This window comes from uncultured Aquimarina sp., assembly GCF_947492405.1.
In the GTDB taxonomy this organism is placed as follows: domain Bacteria; phylum Bacteroidota; class Bacteroidia; order Flavobacteriales; family Flavobacteriaceae; genus Aquimarina.
In genome coordinates, this window is record NZ_CANLMP010000005.1 from 243,308 (window position 1) to 269,215 (window position 25,908).

Sequence of the window (25,908 nt, forward strand, 5' to 3'; positions counted from 1 at the left end):
AAAAAAACCACCCAGTAAACTAAGTGGTTTTATCTTGCAACTTCATGTATCTACGACCCCTTAACTTCGTAGAGCACCTTTTACAAGAACAAAAGCATATCTATTCTTTCTTTACCAACCTTAAAGTTTCGAAAGAATTATCTTGATTTATTGTAATAAAATAAACCCCTTTAGGTAAATCTAATATAGATACAGGTTGATCTTTTATTATTTCTATTTCTTTTAAATTACGACCATTAATATCCCGAATAATTAATCGAGCCTCATTACTTAATCCAGAAATTCTAAATAGGTCTTTACTAGGGTTAGGATATAAAGTGAATCGATCTTTGGTATTTTCAGCTATACTTAACACGCCGTTTACCGTAATTGTAAATGTTGCGGTGGTTACATTGCTATTTCCATCTTCTATAGAAAGTGTGATTGTATGATCTCCTGCACCTAATAAAGTACCCGGTAAAGGATTTTGAGTAATCGTGGTGGTCAAAACAGATCTGTTTGTATCACAATTATCAGTTGCTGTGACTCCAACCGTAAAATCTGCCAGTGTGTACATATTTCCTGTATCAAAAGGTACTTGTATATCTCCAGGTAACGTTGCTACATCAAACACAGGATCTATAGAATCTTCTATCATTACTGTAGCTGTACAAAAGTTACTATTCCCGTTAGCATCTGTAACTGTTAGTGAGACAGTATTATCACCTATATTAGCACAATCAAACGCTGTAATATCTAAGTTAAATGATACAATACCAGAGATATCCGTGCTACCATTATCTATCTGAGCAGCTGTAATCATTACATTTCCTGTATCATCAAGTTGCGCGATAATATTTTGACAAATTACGGTTGGATTCGTAGTATCCACAACAGTGACTGATCTCGTCGCCTGAACTGCCATATTTCCCGAAGTATCTGTTGCATTATAGGTGATAGTATAATTCCCTACAGCATCTACAAAATCAGTAGCATCGATCATCACGTTAGAATCATCATCAGTAGTGGCTCCTAACTCGGTATAACCTGATCCTAGTTCTATGATCTGCGGATTGTCTCCAATCAAAGTAATGACAGGAGCCATAGTGTCCACCACATTAACAGTTCGTGTTACTTCAATGGCCGAATTACCCGAAGCATCAGTAGCATTGTACGTAATTGTATAACTCCCTAAAGCATCTACAAAATCAGACATATCAATTATAGCATCACTACCATCATCGGTGGTAGCTCCTAATTCGGTATAGCCAGTCCCTAATTCAATCGTCTGTGGATTATCTCCACCTAGTGTAATCACTGGCGCAGTAGTATCTACAACATTTACCACTCTGGTGACTTGATCTGCCATATTTCCTGAGGCATCAGTAGCGTCATAATAGATTGTATAACTCCCCACAGCATCTACAAAATCAGTAGCATTGATCATCACATTAGACCCATCATCAGTAGTGGCTCTTAACTCGGTATAACCTGATCCTAATTCTATGGTTTGTGGATTATCACCAACTAATATAATCACTGGTGCAGTAGTATCAACAATATTCACCATTCTGGTAACTTGAACTGCCATATTTCCTGAAGCATCCGTAGCGTCATAATAAATTGTATAATTTCCTACAGCATCAACAAAATTAGTAGCATCGATCACAACATTGGACCCGTCATCCGTCATTGCTCCTAATTCTGTATATCCGTCTCCTAATTCTATAACCTGAGGATTATCTCCGGTTAATGTGATTACTGGAGGTACATTATCTTCTACAGTGACAATCGCTATGCATGTATCAGTGTTTCCATTATTATCAATGGCCGTTAATGTTACCATATTCTCACCAATATTTGTGTGATCAAAATCTGTGATATCAATATGTAAAGATGCAATACCAGAGGCATCAAAAGTACCACCATCAACTTGAGATGCGGTAATACTAACATTTCCTGTTGCGTCTAATTGCACTGTAATGTCTTGACAAGCCATTGTAGGTGCTATAGTGTCTACAACGGTAACAGTACTTGTACATGTTTCACTATTCCCGTTAGTATCAGTAACGGTTAAAGTAACGGTGTTAGCACCTACATCACTAGTCGTAAAACTTGATGGACTTACTGCTAAAGATGCTATTCCTGAAAGGTCATTAGAACCATCGTCTACTTGTGTCCCTGTAATAGTTGCAGTTCCGGAAAGATTCAAAGAAATATTTATATTCTGACAAATTGCTATTGGGTTTGTAGTGTCAATTACACTAACTATTCTTGTTACTTCTACTGCAGGGTTTCCAATTACATTTGTGGCATTATATGTAATAGTATAGTCTCCTACGACATCCATAAACGCAATATCATTGATTACCAACATAGAACCATCGTCTACTGCTGCTCCTAATTCTGTATATCCGTCACCTAATTCAATAGTTTGAGGATTTTCTCCTATTAATGTGATTACAGGTTGTGTACAATCTTCATTATAGCTTGCAGAAGCATCTTTTACCCAACTGGCATAAACTCCAGTTCCAGCATTGGCAGCTACTGGATCATCTACACTAACACAAGTAAGTCCAGAATTGTCTTGAATACTTAAAGTAGTAATACTGTTATTATTGCCATTTTTTAAATTCAATACCAATAGGCCGTTGTCATTTGCAATAACTTCTGTTAATAGTAGTGAACCCGAAAGATCTAGAGATTCAATAGAGTTTCTACTACAACTAAGTATTTCCAATTTTGTGTTTTGCGTTATATCTAATTCGGTAATTTGATTATTAGCACAATATAAATTTTGTAACTCCGTAAATTTTGTAACATCCAATGTGGTTAATTCATTACCAAAAACTTGAAGGGAAATTAGCGCTGGCGATACCAATGTTAATTCAGAAATATTATTAAAATCTGAAATCAAACTTCTTAGCTTTAATAAATTATCAAGATTTAAGGTAGTCATCTCAACGTTTCTTTGAAGATTTAAATCTTGTAGATCCAATAAATTACTTAAATCAATGGATATTATTGAATTTCTTTTCATATTAAGGCTTACTAGTCCTACAAAATCTTCTATTCCTGTTGGGTCAACAATGTCTTTATTACTAACATCAAGTGTTGTAATATCTTTGATAACCCTAGTAAGAACAGTATTGTCCAAAACATCATCGTAGTTTAAACTTTTTAATGCTTGTTCAAAATTATCATCGGGCACATTAGTAAGGCACGCTTCTGAATATGGTGTTGTAACATCTTTAGTCCAGTTCCCATAATTACCTGTTCCCGAATTGGCAGCTGCAGCATCATCAACTTCAACACAACCTAAATCTACATTACCTGTAACCTTAAGTAGTTCTAAAGTTGAACTATTTTCGCCATTTTTAACACCAACATATATAAGTCGACTATTAGTAGCTTCTATTTCTTTTACTAAAGGATTGGCATTTAAATCTAGAGATGTAAGGGAACTGTTGTTTGTATATACATATTCAAGATTAACATTAGTGCTTAAATCTATACTAGTAAGTAGTAGATTATTTTCGATTTTTAAATATTCTAAAGCAGTATTTGTACTAAGGTCTAAAGACGTTAATTGATCACTATCATTAATAGTTAAGGAAGTTAAACCCGTATTAGCTATTAGATTTAAACTTGTAATAGGAACTGCATCTAGCGTAAGGATAGTAAGTGTTACATTTTTACTAACATCTAACTCCTCTAATGCACTATTTACATGTAAAGTTTCTAAAACTACATTTGCAGTAAGATCTATAGTTGTGAGTTGATCATCTGTAATTGTTATCGATCTTAATTTTGTATTGGCACTTAGATCTACATTTGTAAGTTTAGTTTGCTGTAGTGATATACTTTCTAATGCTATATTTTCACTTAGGTCAATAGTATTTAAAGGATTTCCTGTAGTAGTTAAGGTTGTTAATGCCACAAAATCTTCTATCCCAGTAAGATCAGAAATATTTTTTGATGGTATATTCAAAGTAGTCAAAGTGCTAATTAATTCAGTAGGTACTTGCCCGTCATTAGAAATATTATCATATCCTTGTAATTCTAGTTCCGCTTCAAAATTAGCATCTGGAATTGCAGTGTACTCACAATATTCGCTATAACTGGTTTGTATATCTATATTTGTCCAATTAGCTGTAGAATATGTGGAATTTTCTACCTTAATACAAGTAAGGCCTGGATTACTTCTTGCATCAAAAGAAGTAATGTCTTCATAAGATGCTATTTTAACATCTAAATGCGTTAATTGATTAGAAGCTACATCTAAGGTCTCTAATCCTGTATTTAAAGTAAAATCCAATGAAGTCAAACTGTTTCCGTTGATATCGATTTCTCTTAATAACGTATTAGATGAAAAATCCATTGAGGTTAAGCCCGCATTTCTAGCTACAAATGATCTCAAGTCTGTGTTTCCTGAAATCACAGCTGTTTCCATGCTATTACCGCTAATATCTAAATCAGTAAGATTGGATAATGTGCTTACATCTATATCACTTAAACTATTATTACTAATATTAAGAGTTTGTAAGGCATCAAAACTTTCTATTCCTGTAAGATCAGTGATATTTTCTGAAGCTACATTAAGACTAGTAACCGAATTGATTAATGAAGTAGGCACTTTATTATCGCCTAAGTAATTATCATACATTAAATCATCTAAAGCAGTTTCAAAATTTGTGTCTGGAACACTTGTATACGCTATTTCTGCAATAGTCACACTTCCTTGACTTGTAAAACAAGTGTCATTGCCATAACTAGCCCATACATTATATGTATTTGCTCCCAAACCAGATAATTCTGCATTGCCAGTAGTGTCATCAAAGGTATATGGATAGGTAACTCCATCATCAATACTAATCTTAATTTGAGTTTGATTTGGATCATCGGTAAACGAGACAAAAATTCTACCATCATCCTGACCAGTACTGGCATCTATTTTAGATAATGTAGTTACAATCCCAGGAGCTCCAGCTATAGTTACAGTACCGATCGATTTCCCACAAGAATCACCTACCCAGCGTGACCAGATTGTATAATCTCCAGGAGGTAAATCATTGATTGTAGCATTACCTGCATTATCATTAAAGATATAATCGTAGCTCGTACCTCCGTTTAAACTTATTTCCACCATACCATATGCCGGATTGTCAATTAAATTAAATGAAATGCTTCCGTCATCAATACCGCAAATAGTTTCATCTGTACTCCCTATAATGAAAGCTGATGATGGTACAAGTGCATCAATAGTAAATCGTCCTAAACTCAATGAGCAATCTGCATTACTATAACGAACCCTTACATCATAATCTCCTGCTGCAAGGTTGTTAGCACTCCCAAATATTACACTAGCATTAAAAGAATAATCATAGGAAACTCCATTGTTAATACTAAAATGTACTGTATCTCCTGCTGGCACGTCAAAAAATGAAAAATTTAATGCGCCATTATTGACATCGCACTCAGTAGCTGTCGTAGTTACAGTTACAGTTGGTGCTGTAATATCATTTAATGTTTGGTCTACAGTACAAGTACCAGTATTCCCTGCGGCGTCCGTAGCCGTTAATGTTATTGTTGTTGTTCCTATACTTAATGGCGTCCCTGCTACAGGTGACTGTGTTATCACAGGAGCAGTTGTTACATTATCTGTTGCAGTGACACTTCCAGTTAAATCCGGAACCGTATCACCAAGACAAGCATCAACAGGTGTTGGAGCACATACTGTTATTGCTGGATCAATATTATCATTTATAGCTGTAACTTTAACTGTGTAAGAAGAAATGCACATTGGCTCACGGCCCACAGTATCACCTGGTCTTAAACTCCAATCTCCCAAAGCACTCTTGTCATTAAAATCGTTTAAGTTTCCTCCGTTGGGTAAATATTGTCCAAGAGTTGGGGTTCCTGAAGGTACGTTAGATACGCTTTGAGTAAATATTGTTGTTACCACATCACTTATTGATGCATTTCCAGACCAAGTTCCGGGGCTAGCAAGTACCACTTGTGTTGAAGGACTATCAATTCTAAAATTTGATTCATTATGAAATGCATCTCCATTAGTTGGATCGGCACAAGTACCAGCTGTTTTTAACCAAGTAATAGCAACAGTCACTCGAGTAACTTGAGGACTTATACCAGGGAAATCTGCTTCAGTAAAGGTTACTGGATCTAATCCTGGTATCGTACAATACGTACCGCAACCATCTACAGTAACTGGAGATGAGGGCGTAAACCTTTTAGTTACCAGCGTTTGTGAGTTAACCTGCGGCCCTATAAATATTGCAAAAATAAGTAGGTAAAAGTGTTTCATAATTATAAGGGACTTATAGATTTAGGTTATTAGTATATAGAGGTTTCCTAATTCTAGAAAACTCCATAAACTCTTTATTTATTCCTTAATTAATTTGACAGTTTTTGTCGCATCTCCTGAAGTTAATCTTATAAAATAAACGCCAGTTTCTAAATGCTGAACATTGATTGGTCTTGATGTATAATCTTGAATGCTCTTAATGAGTTTTCCTGCTATATTTAGTAACTTTACATCTACTTTTGTTGATAATCCTGAAATTGTAAATTCGTTTTGCACTGGATTAGGATATATAACTAAGTTAGCAATAACATTATCTTCTATGTTTAATACTCCATTAACTGTAATCATAAAAGTTTCTGTTTGTATATTATTGTCAGCGTCCTCAACAGTGAGTGTAATGACATGATCTCCTGCACCTAATAAAGTACCTGGTAAAGGATTTTGAGTAATCGTAGTGATCAAAACGGATCTGTTTGTATCACAATTATCAGTTGCTGTGACACCAACCGTAAAATCTGCCAGTGTGTACATATTTCCTGTATCAAAAGGTACTTCTATATCTCCAGGTAACGTTGCTACATCAAACACAGGATCTATAGAATCTTCTATCGTTACTGTAGCCGTACAAAAGTTACTATTCCCGTTAGCATCTGTAACTGTTAGTAAGACGGTGTTATCACCTATATTAGCACAATCAAACGCTGTAATATCTAAGTTAAATGATACAATACCAGAGATATCCGTGCTACCATTATCTATCTGAGAAGCGGTAATCATTACATTTCCTGTATCATTCAATTGTGCGGTAATATTTTGACAAATTACAGTTGGATTCGTAGTATCCACAACGTTGACTGATCTCGTCGCCTGAACTGCCATATTTCCCGAAGCATCTGCAGCATTATAGGTAATGGTATAGTTCCCTACAGCATCCACAAAATTAGTAGCATCGATCATCACGTTAGAACCATCATCAGTAGTGGCTCCTAACTCAGTATAACCTGATCCTAGTTCTATGGTCTGCGGATTATTTCCAACTAATGTAATCACAGGATCCATAGTATCCACTACATTTACAGTTCGTGTTACTTCAATGGCCGAATTACCCGAAGCGTCAGTAGCATTGTACGTAATTGTATAACTCCCTAAAGCATCTACAAAATCAGTAGCATTGATCATCACATTAGACCCATCATCAGTAGTGGCTCCTAACTCGGTATAACCTGATCCTAGTTCTATGGTCTGCGGATTATCTCCAACTAGCGTAATCACAGGCGCAGTAGTATCAACTACATTTACGATTCTAATCACCTCAACGGCAGATGCCATTCCCGAAACGTTAGTTGCATTGTATGTGATGGTATAGTTTCCAACAGCATCTATAAAGTCAGTAGCATTAATTATAATGGTACTTCCATCATCGGTAATAGCACCTAGTTCTGTATAGCCAGAGCCTAATTCAATAGTCTGTGGGTTATCTCCTAGTAAGGTAATGACTGGAGCAACATTTTCACAATTCAAAATATCCGCTATGGTAAACGCGCTGCCGGTAAGATTAAGAGTTGTTTGCCCATCACCATCCGCAACATAGCTATACAATCCACAGAAGTTCGTAACTCCTGTTTCAACAATATTTAACTGGTTTCCTACTGATCGTAAACTAGTTAGATTCAAAGATGTAATAGCATTACCGGATATAGTAGATTGCAGATATGAAGCTGTTTCCGTCTCAGTAGTCTCGGTAATATTTCTCAACCCATCTATGTTGGTGAGTTGAGCATTATCAGTAATACTAAAACGCTCTGTTGTTGTTACACCTTCTAAAGCATCAATATTAGTCAGCACGAGGTTATCTTCAATCGTAATGGTCTCAACAGCTCCGGTAATAAAACCTAATCCTTCTAAACTGGTTAAAGCATCGTTATTTCTAATATATAAATAAATCCCAGAAGTAGATGCAATATTACTAAGAGCATCCAGACTTATTAAATTTGGGTTATTGTTAATAGATAAATAAGTCCCTACAGAGGTTAAAGCAGCAAACGAAGAAAGATCTGTTACACTGGTTTCATCCAAGGTAAAACCATCCACAGTTTGTAATGCATTAAAGTTAAACGCTGTAGTATTTTGAGTACCATCAATTGTAAATGATCTTCCGACATTTGTTAATAAAGGAAATGATACTGAACCGACATCTACCTCTCTAAAAGAGAAAAAGTGCTCAATAGTCGTAAGGTTTGGGAAACTAATTGAAGTAGCCCCTATTTCTCTAAAATTTAGAGACCCTGGACCTGCACTATTACCCGTGTTTGTTCCACTTAAGGTAGTTACATTAGGAAATATCAAATCATGCGCCAATGTTTGTTCATTTATAAATATTAATTCTGTAACTGTAAAATCAAGGACTGTGGTGATATCTGTTAAGACTGTATTCCCAGATATTGTAATACTCACAGTAGGATTTGCAATTCCGGAAAGGGCAGAAATATTATTAAGTACATCGTTACGAGATAAATTGATCCCATCAGTCACTGTCTTCAAATTCTCTAATCCATCTAAACTTGTAATTAACTCATTATCCCCGATAAATAATTTTCCATTAATTACCTCGATACCAGATAAAACGGATATATCTGTAATATCATTTGCATTTCTAATAGTTAGATCTCCATTAACTGTGTTACAAGTCCCTAATAATGCAATAAACTGGTCAAATTCGGCTTTCGACTCTATTCTGGTTCCATCAACTACACAAGCTGTACAAACCGTACCAAATGAAGCTGCCGTATCTTTTTGCCAGGTGCTTAAATAACTTGCGGTTTCATCATCTACTTCGATACATAATAAATCTGCATTACCTGTAGCAGAAAAGGTAGTAACATTAGTATTATTTCCGTTCTTTACAGAAAAAAACTGTAATTGATTGTTATTGGCCTGAATAGAAGCTAAAGCTGTATTAAGTTTCAAATCTAATCGGGTAAGCTGGTTATCATTTACATTAATAGTAGTTAAGGCAGCAAAATCTTCGATACCAGTAAGATCTGCAATAGATTGGGTATTCAAATCTAAAGAAGTCACTCCTGAAATATTAGAAGTTACCACAAAATTATCCAATACATCATCAAGAGTTAAATCGATCAAAGCCTGCTCAAAATTATCATCAGGCACATAAGTAAATGGCACACAACCATCAGCATAGGCAGTACTATCATCTTTTAACCAGTTCGTATAATTTCCAGTTCCTGTAGTTGCCGCATTAGGATCATCAACTTCAATACAATTAAGATCAAAATTTGACGTTGAACGAAGTGTGCTTATACTGGCACTACTTCCATTTTTTACATTAAGAGAAGTAAGTTTATTGTTTTCACATTCTAATCTTGTAATATTGGTATTGGTACTCAAGTCCAAACTAGTCAATTGGTTATTATCACACCATAAAAGTCTTAAAGCCGTATTTGCGGTAAGGTCAATACTTGTAAGTTGATTATCTTCTATATCTAAACTTTCTAGCACTGCGTTTGCACTTATATCAAGCACGGTTAACAGATTATCTTCAACATTAATTACTTCTATTTTGGTATTGGCACTTAGATCTAAGCTTCCTAATTGACACTCAAATGCAAATAGCTTTATCAATTCTGTATTACTACTTAAATCTATACTAGTAAGTGCATTATTTTCTGAAATAGTTAATTCTGTCAACCTTGTATTTGTACTCAAATCTATACTTGAAAATAAGTTTTCACTAACTTTTAAAATAGATAATTGTGTAAGTCCAGTAAGATTAATATTGGTCAATTCTGCACGAAACGCATCTACTCTAGTTAGCAATGTATTAGCACTCAGATCTAAAGTTCCTAATGGATTATCATGACATCTTAAATCTATTAACGCAGTATTTTTACTTAGATCTAGACTGGTAATATCATTATTATCGCAACGTAATGTGGTTAACGATACAAAATCCTGAATACCGGTAAGATCTACTATATTATCATAACGTACACTTAGCTCTGTTACTCCGGCAATATTGGCTGTGGGCACATAATCATCCAAGGGGCCAGAGTCATAACCAAGATCTATCAAGGCTTGTTCAAAATTATCATCGGGCACATAGGTCCTACAAGATTCGGAATACGAAGCCGTAACATCCTTTATCCAATCATTATAACTACCAATTCCTGCATTTGCAGCAGTTACATTATCTACCTCAATACAACTTAGATTAGGGTTTCCAGTAGCTCTAAAGTAATCAAGATCAGCCGTCTCATTAGTCCCATTTTTTAGATTTAGAAAAGTAAGTTGATTATTTTTGACTTCTAACTCCATAAGATTTGTATTAGAGTTAAGGTCTAAACTTGTTAATTCATTATCATTACAATACAAATAGTTCAATGCCGTATTGGTACTTAGGTCGATACTGGTTAATTCATTATCTGATAAATACAATTCTTCTAAGAGCACATTATTACTTAAATCTAAATTAGACAATAAATTGTTGGTACATTCTAGATAGTCTAATACTGTATTAGCACTAAGATCTAGGCTCGTAAGCGAGCTGTTATTTACTATTAACTGACTAAGTGCTGTATTTGTACTCAGGTCAATACTTGTAAGTGCCGTAGCATCGAGTTCTAAATTTGCTAATGCTGTATTCGTATTAAGATCTAAACTTGATAATGGAGTATCTTTAATGAATATTCTGTCTAATCTAACATTAGCACTAAGATCTATACTTGATAATGAGCTATTGTTAATATTCAATTTTGTCAATGCTGTATTGGTGCTTAGATCTATATCAGATAATAAGTTATTCCTAATAGTTAAGTTTGTAAGCAATGTATTAGCACTAAGGTTTATACTTGTTAATTGATTATTATCTCTAACAACTGCGAAAATTAATTGTGTATTTCCGCTAAGATCCAGATCTGTTAACGCTGTGCCTATAAGTGCCATTGTATTTAGAGCAGTATTTTTACTCAGATCTATACTCACTAAAGGATTACCGTCACTCCATAGTTGTATTAACGACGTAAAATCTTCGATACCCGTAAGATCTGTAATTCCTTTATTATATAATGCTCCTCCAGTACCCGCATTAAAGCTTACTACACTTGCTATATTAGCCGTAGGCACAAAATTATCTAAACCAGTAGTATCGTATCCGGCATCTATTAAGGCTTGTTCAAAATTATCATCGGGTACCCTTGTAAGGCATTGATCTGCATAGGAAGAAGTAGCACCATCTATTTGCCATCCTGCATAGTTTCCTAATCCAGCATATGCATCAGTAGCATTATCTACCTGGATACAATGTAAATTAGCATTATTCTGTAACTGAAGATCCTCTATCGCTGGGTTATTTCCGTTTTTTATATTAGCAAAGACTAAGTCATTATTAGATCCGTTAAAAAATCTTAATCCCGGCAACACGGTAACATCAATCGTTCTTAGTTGGTTTCCAGAAAACTCTACTCTAAACAATGAAGTGTTATTACCAACATCGAGACTTGTTAGTTCATTTTCTCCTATAAATAGTTGTTCTAATTGAGAAAAGCTACTTAAATCTATGTCTGTTAGATTATTTCCAAATACCTGAAGATATCTCAGTACTGCAGAATTAATTTGTAGTGTTTCAATATCATTATTATCCGCAATAAGGGTTTGCAGCGCTGGCTGATTGCTTAAGTCTAATGTTGTTAATTGGTTTCGGGTAATTCTAAATGTAGTAAGGTTTACTAGATTACTAAGATCTATCGTCGAAATGTTATTGTCGTGCACAAAGAGTGACTCTAAGGCAACAAAATCTTGAATACCTGTCAAGTCTGTAATATTACTATTAGAAACATCTAATGTGGTTAGCGTAACAATATTAGCCGTTAGGATCTGGTTATCATTAGGGACGTCATCATAGGCTAGCAGTGCAGCTTCAAAGTTAGTATCAGGAATGGCCGTGTACTGACCATAAGAATAAAAGCTAGAGAATACTAAAGTGAAATAAAGTAATATTCTTTTCATATTAAGGGGTTTATTAGAAATCGTTGCAATAATAATGTAAAATGCTGATTTTAAGATAATTTTAACGGTGTCAAAAGGTGTCATTAATTAATACGCTTCGTTTTTAGTAGTTAGTACGTATTCTTCGAAAACTTTGAGTAATCTTAGCGTTCGCGTGGCTCTCACTGTGATAAAAGAAGACGGCTTTCTTCGAAAGCTGTGAGGATCTAGTTTATTTTCAGGCTCACTATTAGAATTAAGTATCTTATTTTCATGTCTACTCAATCACCATTTTTTTGGTATCTATTTTTCTCCCTTCTACATACAAAGTATAGAAATATGTTCCTGCAGAAAGTCCATCGCTATTAATATTCAATTCTCCGTCTCCTACATTTTCTATAGCTACATTAGACATAACTTGACCACTTGTATTGCTAAATACAATAGCCGCACTCGATACGTGATTAGGTACGTAGTATTTTATAGATGATGTTCCATTAAATGGATTAGGAATGTTTTGATATAAAATAGCTGTCTCTGCCTTTCCCAAGTTGTTTTCTGGGACACCTAAGGTTTGCTCTAATACCGCTAATCTATTACTTAAATCCGTTAATAAAGGAGATAGATCCACGGTTACCGAAGCACCATTCTCTATCTCGATTGTAAGATTTGTATCAACCAAATTAGCTGAAGTTAAATCTTGACCATCTGTATTGATATAAGGAGAAAAATCCACTGAGTTACCGTTACTAATACTTAATGTATCATCTATTAAGTCGAGCGTTTGACTATCTGTTCCCGTTCCATCTTGAAGAGAAGAAATATCGAGACTATTACCTCCAGAAATGGTTAGATTACCATTGCTTAATGTAAGGGTTTGAGCATCTGTATTATCCAAATAATGCGATAAATCTACACTAGTACCATCATTAGTAAGACTTAGTATATTGTTTGACAGCTCTAAATCTTGCATATCCGTATTATCTAAATAACCAGTAAGGTCTACGGTCGTTCCATCATTTGTTAAACTTAATGTATTACCAGACAAGTCTAAATCCTGTGCATCCGTATTATCTAAATAATCTGATAAATCAACAGTGTTTGTACCTCCTGAAAGACTTAATGTGTTAGCTAAAAATGACAATTCCTGACTATCAGTATTGTCTAAATACCCAGATAAATCCACTACAGTATTATCATTAGTTAAACTTAAGGTATTACCCGACAGTTCTAAATCCTGCGAATCGGTATTATCCAAATAACTTGATAAATCTATAGTGTTTGTACCTCCTGAAAGACTTAATGTATTTGTTAAAAATGATAATTCTTGACTATCAGTATTGTCTAAATAACTCGATAAATCCACTATAGTATTATCATTAGTTAAACTTAAAGTATTACCCGACAGTTCTAAATCCTGCGAATCGGTATTATCTAAATAGCCGGACAAATCAACCGTAGATAGATTCCCCGAAATACTCAATATATTCGAGGACAAACTTAATGCCTGTAAGAACCATGATAAATCAATCTCTTTAAATTTTTCATTATCATTCTCTAGAGATATCATCATTTTATTTCTACTAAGCATTAGCGTGTCAATTCTTTGTGTGTCTGTATTGTCTAAATATTTTGAAAGATCTACCGCTTTAGTAGCTTCAGAATCATCTTGTAAGGATAATTCTAAATCATTACCATTTAACTGAAATTCATCAATAGTTTGATCATCGGTATCAGTATCTATGGTAGAATTGACCCATTGCGTACCATTCCATAAAAACAAAGCTGACAGATCAGTATCATATACCATCATGCCCGCTTCAGTAGCTCCTATTGCATTTCCGTTTGCTGCTGCAGTTTCCATGGCTGTTCGTTCTGCGGTTGTTAAACGATTTATCAAAAAACCTTTATCAGTATCCGCTAATTCTAAAGATGCATTTGCGTGCGCAGTTACGGTACCAATACCTACGCTCATTCGATTTGTAATCTGATCACCACCCAATGCCATGGTATTTGCATTAACTACATCTACATCATATCCTATCGCAGCAGAGTATGAATTTCCCGTGCTGCTTTGAGAACCAATAGTAATTGATCCTTTATTACCGGTGGATCTAGCTTGATGCCCAATAATTACTTGATCATCTCCGAATACTGAAACAGAATTACCTAAAAAGATATTTCGCTGATTACGATTATCAGAAGATCCAAAAACACCATTCCCAGAAAAATCTGCTTTCCATCCCACACCTATATTATCGGAGCCTTCCCTATTAGTACCTCCAGTCATTACACCGATATAAGTATTTCTATTAGCATTATTGCGCTCATTAGTACGATTATTATCCCAACCTGCTCCATATCCAAGAAATGTATTACCATCAGCATGTTGATTATTAGCTCCAGCTGCATATCCAAGGAAAGTATTGGCAAAACCATCAACATTGTCCATACCAGCACCCGAACCTACGAAGGTGTTGGCTGCACCCGTTCTATTTCGCTCTCCAGCTCCGTCCGAAAGAAGTACAAAATCATAATCACTGCCATTCCCGAGTGTACTTGGAATATTACTATCACCTTCTCCACCAACAAAAGTATTGCCGCTAGCTGTTGTAGTGTTTAACCCCGCATTACTTCCTATAAAACAATTATCATTACCAGTAGTCAATTCATATCCTGCATCTTCCCCTATAAGTACATTATCTCTTCCTTCGGTTAATCTAAATCCTGCTTGTTCTCCTATTATTACATTATCAAACCCAGTTGTTAAAACCTGCCCTGCGCGATGACCAATTACCACATTATCATTACCTGTAGCATATCTAGCGACATAATTTCCTATATATACATTGTCAAAATTTCCCTCAGTCTGATCAGCGGCAAATGTTCCAATAACGATATTATCTCGATCGGTAAGCTTAGCACCTGCCATACCTCCTATTAAAACATTTCTCGAGTCAGAAATTAAGGAAGCACCCGCACCAGGTCCAAGAATAAGATTCCAATCTCCAGTAGTCAGTGATGATCCCGGAGTAAATGTTGTTGTACCATCATAGGGAAAAGGTGTATTGCTTGTATTTGATTGATTAGGAGTAATTGCTGCTCCAGAAATTTGATTGCCAGTCTGAGCAATCATATCATTAAAGGGTACTAAAAAAACTGCTAAAAAGAAGGGTAATAGTTTTCTCATAATAAGGGGCTTTTAAAGGTTTATTTCTTGACAAAACTATTAGAAACTTGTTAGGGACACCCAATTTTACTGGTGTCAAAAGGTGTCATTTTTTATTTTTAACAAAACTAATAAGTTCGCATACGTTAAAAACAGTAGTGTATTTCTATATCAGACTAATTGTTGAATAAAACTTTCTAGTTCTATCTCCTGAGAAAGATTCATCTTCTTTCTAATACGTCTGCGCATTGATTTTACAGAATCTGCTGTTACATTGCGAATGATCATTATTTCTTTAATAGAAAGATTTAAACGAAGTAGTGCACATACTTCTCGTTCTCCCTTTGTTAAATCAGGGTACATTTTCTTAAGTGTTGTATCAAAACTAATATTATGATAATCTATCTTTTCCTGAAGTCCTGCTAACTTATTTTCTGTATCAATCTGAAGTCTTAGTTGCGCTATCAAAGAATTCAGTGATTCTCTTAGTTCTTTAGCATCGGCAGTAACCATTACATCATTTTTTAATTTTGCCAACCACTCTTCTTTAAATGTTAAGCGCATACTGTTATCTGCCATCAAACTTTTTATTTGTTCTTCCTTTATTGTAAGCCTCTCTATTAATCTATTTTTTTCTTTGGTGATTCGGTTGATTTTTGAACGATCGTATACATTCTTCCTGATAAAAAATGTAATAATTATAATACTCAAAATAACAACTGCGGAAGTTACTATTTCGGTGTTTAAAAAGAATATATATGCTATCATATAACTGTTTAATAGCTTAATCATATTGCAGGTTCTAAGGTTAGAGTCCGTAATATTAATTACAACTATAGGCTCTGCCAAGAAAGTAGTGGTGTCAAAAGGTGTCATCTTGAAAAGTTCTGGAGATAAGTGCGCTATACTATAAGCAGAAAGTAAGTAGTAGAGCACTTTCTCCTAAAGCTATTGGCAATGACGATTAAAGTTAAAATATTTAGACGGGTGCAGCAAGAAAACAATATTTCTAGCTAAACTAATTCCCGAATGAACTTTTCGAGCTCGATTTCTGAAGGCACATTCATTTTCTTACGGATACGACGTCGCATAGATTTGACAGAATCTACTGATACATTACGAATAGTCATAATCTCCTTAATTGATAAATTGAGACGTAATAAGGCACATACTTCTCTTTCTCCTTTGGTTAATTCAGGATATGATTGCTGGAGTATCTTGTCAAAATCTGTATTTACCTGATCAATCTTTTCCTGAAGATCAGATAGCCTACTTTCGGTTTCAATTTGCAATCGTAATTGAGTGGTAAGGGAGTTTAAAGATTGTTTTATGTTTTTCGGATCCTGAGAGGTTACTTCATTTTTTATCGTATCCAATAATTCTTCTTTAAAAGCCAGGCGCATACTATTATCCGCAATCAATCTTTTAATATCTTTTTCTTTAGTTATAATTTCCTGGTCTAATATCTTTTTCTCACTCTCATAAGTTGCTTTAGCAAGTTTAGAACGCTGTTGATAATTGCGTCGTATGAGATATCCAATAACACTACCTCCAACAAGTGTAACTAGTAATAATGCGAAATACAATTTCTTTTTTGATGCTTCTGATATAGCAATTAACTCTACTTCTCTTTTTTCTTGCACAAACTGTAGGCTATCGGTTTGTTTTTCTTTTTGAAATTCGTAGTTCAACTCAAGCGCTTGAATTTTTTTTTCATTTTCTAAATTGAAAATCTTATCCGATGCTCTATTAAACTTACGGTAGTTTTCATAAGCATCTTCAAAATCTCCCATTTTAGCATTGACAAAACTTTTTCTTCGATAGGCTACTGATGCTCTTTCTTCAAAACCTTCTTCAAGAGCTATTTGTAATGAAGAATCTGAATGTTTTAAGGACTGTTTCCACTCTTTTTTTCCTTTGTACACCGACGAAATATTATAATGCGTTACGCACATAGAAAGCTTTTTTCCTAAACGCCTGCAACGATCTAAATTTTCAAATTGTATCTTAAGGGCTTTATCATATTCTTGAAGGCTCTGGTACAATACCCCCATATTATTATTGACACGATATATATTATCTTGATTGTTAACAGACGTAAATAGTGCTTTTGCTTTATTATAACATATCAATGCAGAGTCCAATTGTTTATTCTGCCGATAGGAAACTCCTAACATATTATATACCATTCCCAAGCCAACAGAATCTCGAACGAGTTGTTTTAATGAAATAGAGCTCTTAAAATGTTCAATAGCTTTTCTGTGCTCTTTTTGATAACGGTATACCATAGCCATATTGTGATATACATCGCCAACACCAGAAGAGTCCTTTAATTGCTCATAATATTTCATTGCCTTTAAGTAATATTCAATAGCTTCTGGATAGTTTGCTTTTCTTCGATTTACCACTCCCATCTGCACGTACAATGCTGCACGAAAGGGCACGTAATAGTCTTCTTTCTTATGTTTAATTAAGTCTAAAGCCTTGATAAAATGTCCTTCTGCTTTATCAAAATCTCTGTTTAATTGGTACTCTCCGAGTTGCAACATCGTTTTTACTTTTGTAGTATCAACAATGGCTTCTCTAACCTCTTTTTGCAGACGGGTCAAGATAGTATCCTTTTCTTGAGAGAAGAGTAAAAAAGAAAACAACAGTAAGAATGGGGTTGTATATTTTTTCATTATTTACAAACTTACTAAAAGTTATAATTAGAATCCTATAACAAATACATAACCATATATAAGCATAAAAACCACTCAATTTTTTGAGTGGTTTTATCTTGCAATCTCATCTACGACCCCTTAACTTCGTAGCACTGATTTTCTTGCAAAAAATAAAGAGTTCTATCTATTCGTTTTTCATCAATTGAATGGTTTTATAGGTGGTTCCTATAGCAATCTTTACAAAATATACTCCATTTGGTAACTCCTGAATAGATATAGATTGACCAGCATCTACCTTTTCTATAAGTAAACTACGTCCATGAACATCATAGATGGATAAAACTGCTTCTCCTGAGAATCCTGAAACCTGAAACTGTTGTTTCGCTGGATTAGGATAGAGTGTAAATACCTCTTCTTTGTTTTCCCCGACACTTAAAATATCATCAATAACCGTTATGGTAAAAGTTGTAGTTTGTTCATTTGCATGATCATCTGTAGCCGTAAGGATAATCACATGATCACCAGCCCCTAATAAAGTACCTGCTGTAGGAGTTTGAGTAATCGTAGTAGCCAAAGCAGCTCTATTCGTATCACAATTATCCGTAACGACCACTCCATTTGTAAAATCTGCAAGGGTATACATATCACCCGTATCAAAAGGTACTTCCATATCCGTAGGCACGGTAGTCATATCAAACTCTGGAGCTATGGTATCTTCCACCGTAACGGTAGCCATACACATATCACTATTTCCATCAGTATCTGTAACCATAAGCACAACCATATTATCTCCAATATTGGTACAATCAAAATCTGTAATATCTAAAGCAAGCGATACCATGCCTGAAAGATCAGAAGAACCGTTATCAATCATGGCTGCAGCAATACTTACATTACCTGTAGCATCCAATTGTACTGTAATATTCTGACACACTGCTATTGGATTTGTGGTATCTACTACATTAACCGTACGAGTCACCTGAACTGCAGCATTCCCTGAAACATCTGTGGCATTATAATAAATGGTATAACTGCCTATTGCATCCATAAATTCTGAAGTATCAATACTTACTGAAGTACCATCATCTGTAGTTGCTCCAAACTCGGTATATCCAGCTCCCAATGCTATAGTCTGCGGATTTGCTCCATCCAAAGTAATTACTGGTGCTGTGGTATCTTCTACATTTACTGTACGAGTCACCTGAACAGCAGCATTATCGGAAGCATCAGTAGCGTCATAATAGATCGTATAACTTCCTACCACATCCATAAATTCTGAAGTATCAATACTCACTGAAGTACCATCATCTGTGATTGCTCCTAACTCAGTATATCCAGCTCCTAATTCTATAGTCTGTGGATTTGCTCCATCCAAAGTAATTACTGGCGCTGTGGTATCTACTACATTTACTGTACGAGTCACTTGAACTGCTGCATTACCAGAAGCATCTGTAGCATCATAATAGATGGTATAATTACCTATTGCATCTATGAATTCTGAAGTATCAATACTTACTGAAGTACCATCATCTGTGATTGCTCCTAACTCAGTATATCCAACTCCCAATGCTATAGTCTGTGGATTTGCTCCATCCAAAGTAATTACTGGCGCTGTGGTATCTTCTACATTTACTGTACGAGTCACCTGAACAGCAGCATTACCGGAAGCATCAATAGCGTCATAATAGATCGTATAACTTCCTACCACATCCATAAATTCTGAAGTATCAATACTCACTGAAGTACCATCATCTGTTGTTGCTCCTAACTCAGTATATCCAGCTCCTAATTCTATAGTCTGTGGATTTGCTCCATCCAAAGTAATTACTGGTGCTGTGGTATCTACTACATTCACCGTACGAGTCACTTGAACTGCTGCATTACCAGCAGCATCTGTAGCGTCATAATAGATCGTATAGCTACCTACTGTATCCATGAATTCTGAAGTATCAATATTTACTGAAGTACCATCATCTGTGATTGCTCCTAACTCAGTATATCCAGCTCCTAATTCTATAGTCTGTGGATTTGCTCCATCCAAAGTAATTACTGGCGCTGTGGTATCTACTACATTTACTGTACGAGTCACTTGAACTGCGTTATTACCAGCAGCATCTGTAGCATCATAATAGATCGTATAGCTACCTACTACATCCATAAATTCTGAAGTATCAATACTTACTGAAGTACCATCATCTGTGATTGCTCCTAACTCAGTATATCCAGCTCCTAATTCTATAGTCTGCGGATTTGCTCCTTCCAAAGTAATCACCGGCGCAGTGGTATCTACTACATTCACCGTACGAGTCACTTGAATTGCGTCATTACCAGCAGTATCTGTAGCATTATAATAGATGGTATAACTACCTACTACATCCATGAATTCTGAAGTATCAATACTTACTGAAGTACCATCATCTGTGATTGCTCCTAACTCAGTATATCCAGCTCCTAATTCTATAGTCTGTGGATTTGCTCCATCCAAAGTAATTACTGGCGCAGTGGTATCTACTACATTCACCGTACGAGTCACTTGAACTGCGTCATTACCAGCAGCATCTGTAGCGTCATAATAGATCGTATAACTTCCTACTGCATCCATGAATTCTGAAGTATCAATACTCACCGAAGATCCATCATCTGTGGTTGAACCTAACTCAGTATATCCGGCTCTCAATTCAATGGCTTGTGGATTATCTCCTTCCAAAGTAATTACTGGTGCTGTGGTATCTACTACATTTACTGTACGAGTAACTTCAATAGCATTATTTCCTGAAATACCAACTGCATTATAAGTAATTGTATAACTTCCTATGGCATCCACGAATTCGCTGGAATCGATTACTACAGAACTACCATCACTAGTACTTGCTCCTAATTCTGAATATCCAGCTCCTAATTCTATGGTCTGTGGATTATCACCAATTAAGGTAATAACAGGAGTTTCGCAATTATCAATAATGTCTTGTACACTGTCCCAATCCGCTGAATTAGCACCTACAAAGGATAAGGTTGTATTACCATCTCCGACCGTAACGTAATTATACAAACCACATAGATTGGAAATACCTAGCTCTTGATTCTGAATAATCAAATTAGAATTTACATTTCTTAGTGCATAGAGATTGATACTTTGTAAACTATTATTATTTCTAATGGTTGAATCACTTCCTCCTGTGAGAGAAACTACATTTTGTAAGGCATCAATTTCTACCAGATTCCCATTAAAACTAATTCCTAAAGTAACAATAGAAGTTAATGATTCTAAGAAAGAATTATCGAATGTTGTGATCAATTCATTTTCAGCAATGTTTAATAAGTTTATAGAAGTAATCCCTAATTTTGGGAATCCTTCTAGACTAGTTAATAAATCACAATCGTTTACACTAAAACTTCCTAAAGTTGTTAGTTCATCAAGTCCTTGAAGAGTACTCAAATTAACCATATCTCTTATTAAAAGTCCACCACCAATACTTGTTACATTTTGAAGGAAACTCAAACTACTTATTGCCAAATCATCCATACTAAAATCACCACTAACCGTTGATAAGGACGTTGTATTTATTGTAGTAAGTTGTGTACAATTGTCAATGGAAGTATTATTATCTATACTTGTTAGTTTTGGAATCGTAAGGGTAGTTAAAGCAGCACAACTACCAACATTAAAACTACCTGTAACCGTTAGTAATTCTGGAGCATTTATGGATTGTAGACCATTCATATCATTAATTCTGAAATTCCCTGTGCTTTCAAGAAGGGGTAAACTAAGACTCATCATTGCAGCGCTATTATTATTCATTCTAAATTCACCATTTACATCAGTTAATTTTGGAACTGAAATAGTGCCTAGTGCCCCATTAAATGTTATGACAAAACTTGAGCTCATCGTTTGCAATTCATCAAAAGTAATTGTCGATAACATTGAATTACCGGTAATCGTTATACTTGAAATAGCAGCTATTTGATCAAAAATTGAAATTTCTGTTAATTGATCGAGATTGTTAACTTCAAAATTTCCTCCAAGACTTGTAATATTAGAAAAATCGCTTATAGAAGTCGTATTGGTCATATCTTTTAAAGTGAAATTTCCTCCAATGGTGGTTAGTGAATTAAATCCAGAAAGATCATCTACAATGTTCCCTTCCAGGTGCAAATCTCCTGAAATAGTATGAAGATTGGAGAATCCAGATACATCTGTAATAGTTCCGTTAATCGTTACATCTCCTTCGATAATTCCACAAGATCCGAGAGTTGCCGTTACAAAATTGTCTACTTCGGCTTGCGTAGTCAATGTAACGCCACCTGTAACAACGCAATCACAACTACCTGAAACATTGTTGTCAGCTGCATCAATCCAGTTACTGGTAGCTCCGGTTAAAGCAAAGTTAGTAAGTGTTCCGTTGTAGTTGTTTCCTGAACCATCTGCTAATGTTGTTAGCCCGCTATTATCAGCAGCTGCAATACCTTCGTTAAAATCATAACTAACCACTAAACTGGTTTGTGACATATCTGTTGTACATCCATTTAATTGACCAACTTCGAATTCACTCAATGTTTTAGTCCAGATACGTAGCTCGTCTAACTGCCCATCAAAATATCCTCCTGTATCACCACTAGGAGCATCTGCTGCTGCATATCCTAGTTGTATATCTGCTGTGGTCGTGGTAGCTGTAGCAGTTCCGTTCCATCCGGTTGATCTTGCTAATACTCCATCGATATAACATCTTGCGTTTCCAGAGTTGAGCGTAACCGCTACGTGATGCCAGTTACCATCATTGACCGAAGTTGCAGGGCTCAATAACCTTGTAACATAATTGGAAGCACTCGCATAATAATAGAACTCAATTCTTCCTCCATCCAGGTTAATACGCCATCCACTGTTTCCATCTGGGGTAAACTTATTGATGACTCCTCCTAATCCATCAGTAGTTTTGATCCAAAAATCTACGGAGAAATTCAAATTATTCTGAGAAGCATTGTGTGAAATTGTTACTAAATCATTAGCACCGTCAAAATCTAAACCAGTACCAAGAGGGATTCCTGTTCCCTGTATGGTAAAAGTATATTCAGGTTCATCACAATCATCACTACTAATAATTACCGTAGCCGTTTTTGTACCACCAGATGTTGGTGTAAAATTGATCTTTAATGAAGCAGATTCAGTTGCTGGTATTCCGTTATTACTAGGATTTTGCGTAATGGTAAAATCATCAGTATCGCCCGTAAGTATAACACCATCTATATGTAAAGCACCAGAACCATCCGTGTTACGCACAAAAAAGTTCATCTCGGCAGAATTACCAACCAAAACGTTTCCTGCATCGGTATTATCACTAGAATCAGGAGTTGCATCACCATTAAGAATATCGTTACCATTTCCTTGTACATTAATTTCCGGAAAAGCAACTGAGCAGTTTCCGGAAATACCATTTGCAGTAGTATCTATCCAGTTAGAAGTACTACCTGTTAAATTAAAATTGGTTAATGTACCATCTAAATTGTTTGATGTTTCATCATTAGCAGTAGTTTCAGTCACATTGCTAGTATTAACCTTACCTTGATTTAGATTGTAATACACTACTAACCCTGATTCATTTCCTGCTAATTCACAACCACGTTGTGCATTAATTTCATCTAAACATAGTGTTCTAGACCAATAACGCACTTCATCTATTTCTCCATTAAAATAAACGTTATTAAATTCAGAATACCCTATGTAAAGTGATTCTGTATTTGTTGGAGTTTCTGGAATATTACTAAACGTAATTTCATTATCTAACACACCATCGATATAAAATGTTACCTTTCCATTTCCAAATGCTAAAGCAACATGGTGCCAGTTATCATCATTCAATCCAGAAGCATTAGATAAACTAGTTGTTTCACTATTTGGTACTGCATACTCAAATAATAACCTCCCTGAATTATTTAAATTCATTGAAAACCCATTAATCCCTGTTGCATCATATTTTGCAATAATCGACTGTCCAGCTGAAGAAGACGATGTTTTAAAGTATGTCTCTATTGTAAATGTGTTTGTGTTGAATGAACTATTATGATTAACACTAATATGATCATCTGTTCCATCAAAACTCAGTCCGGTGGCAGGTGTAAAACCAGTTCCTTCTATAGCAAACTCAAAAGTAGCATCATCACAGTCATCATTTAAGATACGTACTGTGGCATTTTTGGTTCCAATAGAAGCTGGTGTAAAAAGGATACGTAAATTTTCTGAAGCTCCTGCAGCTACTGTTGTTGGTGATTCTATAATGGTAAAATCAGATGCTCCATCGATGATAATATTAGAAATATTTAGTGTAGCGCTACCTCTATTACTAATCGTATAATCAGCAGGTTCTGCCTGGCCAAATTCTACATTTCCAAAAGAGGTTTTATTACTTGAACTTACTGTAGTGTCCCCATTATTGATAGCGTTACTATTTGAAGCAATCCCAATGATAGCTTCTGAATATGTATTACATGTTCCTAAAATTCCATTCGCAGTAGTGTCTATCCAGTTAGAAGTAGTACCTGTTAACCCAAAATTGTTCAACGTTCCTTGTGGAGGAATACCAGAAGTAATTGTATGATTGGGATCTAGTATACTGTATATCGGAAAGTTATTTCCATTAACTTCTCCACTATTAAAATTATAATAAGCCAACAGATCGCTTTCACTTCCCGTTAGTTGACAACTAGATTGATCTGAAATTCTACAACTAGACAATGCTACATCCCACACTCGTAATTCATCTATAGCACCTGCATAATATTCTCCACCACCAAAAGCACTTCCCATAGTGAGATTATTACTACTATCTACAATAGCTTCAGAAAGAGCTAATGAATTATCCAGCATACCATCAATAAAAATTGAATAACCAGAATCATTATAAACAATGGCGACATGTTGCCATTGATTGTTTACGATAGTTGATGTACTTAAATTTTTAACACCACTAGCAGTAAAAAAAGTAAAATTTAATTGCTGCGTTATATCGATACGCAAACTATACCCTGAACTACCACTTGTATTATCCAGTATAAAATGTTCGTCTGTTCCTGAAATCTCGGGGTTCATCCAAAACTCGATTGTAAAATTGTCGTTCAGGCTATAATTACCACTATTAAAAGTGATATTATCATCCACACCATCAAAATGTAATCCTGTAGCACCTTCAAAAGCGGTTCCTTGTATGGCAAATGTATAAGTCCCATTATTAGGATCATCACTGGTGATGGTTACTATTGCGTTTTTTACTCCAGCAGATTGCGGTGCAAAACTTACTTCAAAGGACTCTGTTGACCCAGCTAACACTGTGGTTGGCCACATATCATTGAGCACAAAATCTGAAGCATTGGTTCCGGTAATTGTGATATCCGAAATATTTAAATCACTGGTACCACTGTTTTGGATGCTAAAAGGTGTCATTAGAGAGTTACCTGTTCCTATTTCAAAATACAATGTCCCATCTAGCATGTCAGGAGTCGTATCGCCATTGGCAATCACTGTCATCATATCAGGACCAGCAATACTAATCTGTGGTGTAAATAATGCTGAGGAGGGTTTAACGGGTGTCTTGGCAGCTAATTCATAAGAGGTGAATCCTATCGCATAAAACACCACGGAAAATAAGAGTAGTAGTTTTTTCATAAGGGGTTTATTTAGGTTAAATTTTTGTTAACGAAATAAAGCACAATGGTACAACTCTGTTTTCGCATTTATGCTTTTTTTATGGTTACAAAAAGTTTCATCTCTTTATTCACAAGGG

6 protein-coding genes are annotated in these 25,908 nt (G+C 35.3%); all 6 read right to left on the bottom strand.

Annotated features, from left to right (window positions below; translation table 11 throughout):
• Positions 1-100 precede the first annotated feature (100 nt).
• The 6 genes from Q0829_RS18600 to Q0829_RS18625 all read right to left on the bottom strand — a co-directional run bounded on the left by Q0829_RS18600 (position 101) and on the right by Q0829_RS18625 (position 25,790).
• Entirely contained in the window at positions 101-6,304 is a 6,204-nt protein-coding gene (locus Q0829_RS18600) for an immunoglobulin-like domain-containing protein (RefSeq protein WP_298545941.1), read from the bottom strand.
• A 78-nt stretch (positions 6,305-6,382) separates the two neighbouring features.
• A complete protein-coding gene (locus Q0829_RS18605) occupies positions 6,383-12,325 on the bottom strand; it encodes an immunoglobulin-like domain-containing protein (RefSeq protein ID WP_298545942.1) in 5,943 nt (1,980 codons plus the stop codon).
• A 256-nt stretch (positions 12,326-12,581) separates the two neighbouring features.
• Entirely contained in the window at positions 12,582-15,494 is a 2,913-nt protein-coding gene (locus Q0829_RS18610; protein ID WP_298545943.1) for a T9SS type A sorting domain-containing protein, read from the bottom strand.
• A gap of 150 nt (positions 15,495-15,644) precedes the next feature.
• Positions 15,645-16,409: a hypothetical protein gene (locus tag Q0829_RS18615; RefSeq protein ID WP_298545944.1), complete on the bottom strand. Its 765-nt coding sequence runs from the start codon at positions 16,407-16,409 to the stop codon at positions 15,645-15,647.
• 77 nt (positions 16,410-16,486) lie between these two features.
• Complete coding sequence (locus tag Q0829_RS18620) at positions 16,487-18,154, bottom strand: tetratricopeptide repeat protein (RefSeq protein ID WP_298545945.1); 1,668 nt, start codon at positions 18,152-18,154, stop codon at positions 16,487-16,489.
• A 166-nt stretch (positions 18,155-18,320) separates the two neighbouring features.
• The gene (locus Q0829_RS18625) at positions 18,321-25,790 is read right to left on the bottom strand and encodes a LamG-like jellyroll fold domain-containing protein (RefSeq protein ID WP_298545947.1); all 7,470 of its coding nucleotides are present in this window, start codon (positions 25,788-25,790) and stop codon (positions 18,321-18,323) included.
• Positions 25,791-25,908: the final 118 nt, after the last annotated feature.